Below are 3,032 nucleotides of genomic sequence, written 5' to 3'. Positions count from 1 at the left end.
CATTGGGTAACGAATCTCGCGAGGAACGAGCGAATGAGGCACCCGCGGAAGGTAGCGGAACGACGCCCAGAGGCAGCCGTCCCAACTGCTTACAAATGGTGTTTTAGCGGTATCCAGCGGCGTTGGCGGTGGCTGTCTAGACCAGCTTCCAAGAGCGTCATGCTCCGTAGCGCATCGTCAATATCAACAGGCAGCGGCGTTTTATCGCGGATCGCGACGGCCACGCCTTGATAGTAAGCCAGGTAGTCACCCGCCTGGGTAGCATGCTCATGACGCACTAGCGGTGCCTCTTCTCCGTCGCCCTCGCGAAGGGTCAGCGTACCAGGGGCGTCAGCACCCCAGGCAGGCGTTGGCACCTCTCCCGCTTTTAAGCGATCCTCTTGAGGGTCTAGACCGTATTTAAGGTAGCTACCTTTCGTTCCATTAATGCGGAAGCGCGGTGTTGATTCGGCAACCAGCGTGCCAGCGCTGAGGCTAACGCGACAGCCGTCGTACTCCAGCAGCGCTAAAAAGTCATCATCGGCTTTAGCGTCATCTCTGCGCACACCCAGATCTAGCATGATGGCATTTGGCATCCCAAACAGCTCACAGGCTTGGTCAAGCAAGTGAGGGCCTAGGTCATACCAAATTCCCCCACCTGGTGTGGCTTTTTCGCGCCAGCGGTCACGAACTTCAGGACGAAAACGATCAAAACGCGACTCAAGCCCAGTGACACGGCCTAACGTGCCGGCTTCAAGCAGCGCTTTAATAGTAAGGAAGTCACTATCCCAACGGCGGTTATGAAATACCGACACCAAACGCTCTTTATCAATCGCCAGCGCTTTTAGCTGCTTGGCTTCTGAAAGTGTGACGGTAAACGGCTTATCGACGACTACGTGTTTACCCGCCATCAACGCTGCTTTGGCGAGTGGAAAATGCGTGTCATTAGGTGTCGGGATAACGATGAGGTCAATATCGCTGCGCTGACATAACGCCAGTGCTTGGCGCTCAACCTCAACATCCAAGTCAGCATGCACTTTGGCGGCATCGCTAGAGGATACTGCGACTAAATCCAGGCCTTCCGTTGCCTGAATGAGTGGCGCATGAAACGTTTTACTCGCAAATCCATAGCCAACGAGGCCAACGTTGATAATCGCCTTCATTACATTCCTTAGTCGTTTTGACGGTTTGCATTGGGCATAAAGCAGCTCACATAAAGCAATCCACATAAAACAGCCCGCTTTGCACGGGCTGTTTTACATAGTACCTACACCTAGTCGAGCTTGGAAAGGTCGCGAACCGCACCTTTGTCTGCTGACGTGGCCAGCAATGCGTAGGCTTTCAGTGCGGGAGTTACCTTACGAGGCCGCTGCTCGACGGGCTTCCAGGCGTCTTTGCCTTTAGCTTCCATCGCCTCGCGACGCTTCGCTAATACTGAATCAGGTAGTTGCACGTTAATCGTACGGTTGGGAATATCAATCAGAATGGTATCGCCCTGCTCAACCAAACCAATCGCGCCACCTGCCGCCGCTTCGGGGGAAACATGGCCAATGGAAAGCCCAGAAGTCCCGCCAGAGAAGCGGCCATCCGTCAACAATGCACAGGCCTTACCCAGCCCTTTGGATTTTAAGTACGAGGTCGGATAGAGCATTTCCTGCATGCCAGGACCGCCTTTAGGGCCTTCGTAGCGAATGACCACTACATCGCCCTCTTTGACCTTACCGTCCAATACATTGGCCACTGCTTGATCTTGGGACTCAACGACGTGGGCTTTGCCTTCGAACACGAGAATCGAATCGTCAACGCCTGCCGTTTTAACCACGCAACCATCGAGGGCGATGTTGCCGTAAAGCACAGCCAAACCGCCTTCTGTTGAGAACGCATGCGCTAGGTCGCGAATACAACCGGTAGCACGATCGCCATCTAGGCTTGGCCAGCGGGCGCTTTGTGAGAAAGCGGTTTGGGTTGGAATACCACCAGGGCCTGCTTTAAAGAACTCGACCACCTCAGCGTTTGGCGAGCGCATAATATCCCACTCTTCCAGCGCCGCTTTTAGGCTATCGCCGTAAACAGTTGGCACTGACGTGTCCAGCACTCCCGCACGATCCAGTTCGCCCAGAATAGCCATAATGCCACCCGCACGGTGAACATCTTCGATATGGTATTTCTGGGTATTGGGTGCCACCTTACATAGCTGCGGCACTTCCCGAGAGAGCCGATCAATATCCGCCATGGAGAAGTCGACTTCCGCTTCTTGGGCCGCCGCCAGCAAATGCAAAATTGTATTCGTAGATCCGCCCATGGCGATATCTAACGTCATGGCATTTTTGAACGCTGCTTTGTTACCAATCGCACGGGGCAGCAGGTGGGCTTCTTCGCCTTCATAGTAGCGCTTGGCCAGCTCTACAATGCGATGGCCAGCGGTTTCAAACAGGCGCCGACGGTCTGAATGGGTCGCCAGCACGGTACCATTACCAGGTAGCGCTAAGCCTAATGCTTCCATTAGACAGTTCATCGAGTTAGCGGTAAACATACCCGAGCAACTGCCGCAGGTGGGGCAAGCACTGCGCTCGACTTCAGCCAGAGTTTCATCATCAACGCTATCGTCAGCCGCCATAACCATGGCGTCGACCAGATCTAGGCCGTGATCTAGCAGCTTGGTTTTGCCCGCTTCCATGGGCCCACCCGAAACAAAAATGACCGGAATATTGAGGCGCATAGCAGCCATCAACATCCCAGGGGTAATTTTGTCGCAGTTGGAAATACACACTAGCGCGTCGGCACAGTGGGCATTACACATGTACTCAACGCTATCAGCGATAATATCGCGGCTGGGCAGCGAATAGAGCATGCCGTCGTGCCCCATAGCGATGCCATCATCTACCGCTATGGTGTTGAACTCTTTAGCCACACCGCCGGCTTTTTCAATTTCACGGGCGACCAATTGGCCCATGTCTTTTAAGTGAACATGGCCCGGTACAAACTGGGTAAACGAGTTCGCAACCGCAATAATAGGCTTATGGAAGTCGTCGTCTTTCATACCTGTAGCGCGC

Annotated in this window: 2 protein-coding genes; both read right to left on the bottom strand. The window is 54.0% G+C overall.

Annotated elements, in window-relative coordinates; all coding sequences use genetic code 11:
* Positions 1-89: 89 nt before the first annotated feature.
* Complete coding sequence (locus tag INT22_RS08315) at positions 90-1,142, bottom strand: oxidoreductase (protein ID WP_095604554.1); 1,053 nt, start codon at positions 1,140-1,142, stop codon at positions 90-92.
* Between the two features lie 110 nt (positions 1,143-1,252).
* A partial coding sequence (gene ilvD, locus INT22_RS08310) for a dihydroxy-acid dehydratase (protein ID WP_226912525.1) occupies positions 1,253-3,032 on the bottom strand: 1,780 nt, incomplete at its 5' end.

It is taken from the genome of Halomonas sp. 3D7M (genome assembly GCF_014897885.1).
In the GTDB taxonomy this organism is placed as follows: domain Bacteria; phylum Pseudomonadota; class Gammaproteobacteria; order Pseudomonadales; family Halomonadaceae; genus Vreelandella.
This window is presented reverse-complemented; position numbering and strand designations above follow the sequence as displayed.

Bases quoted from the DNA above. Each gene is read 5' to 3' on its own strand.
- INT22_RS08315 (WP_095604554.1), bottom strand. From the start codon at position 1,142: ATGAAGGCGATTATCAACGTTGGCCTCGTTGGCTATGGATTTGCGAGT.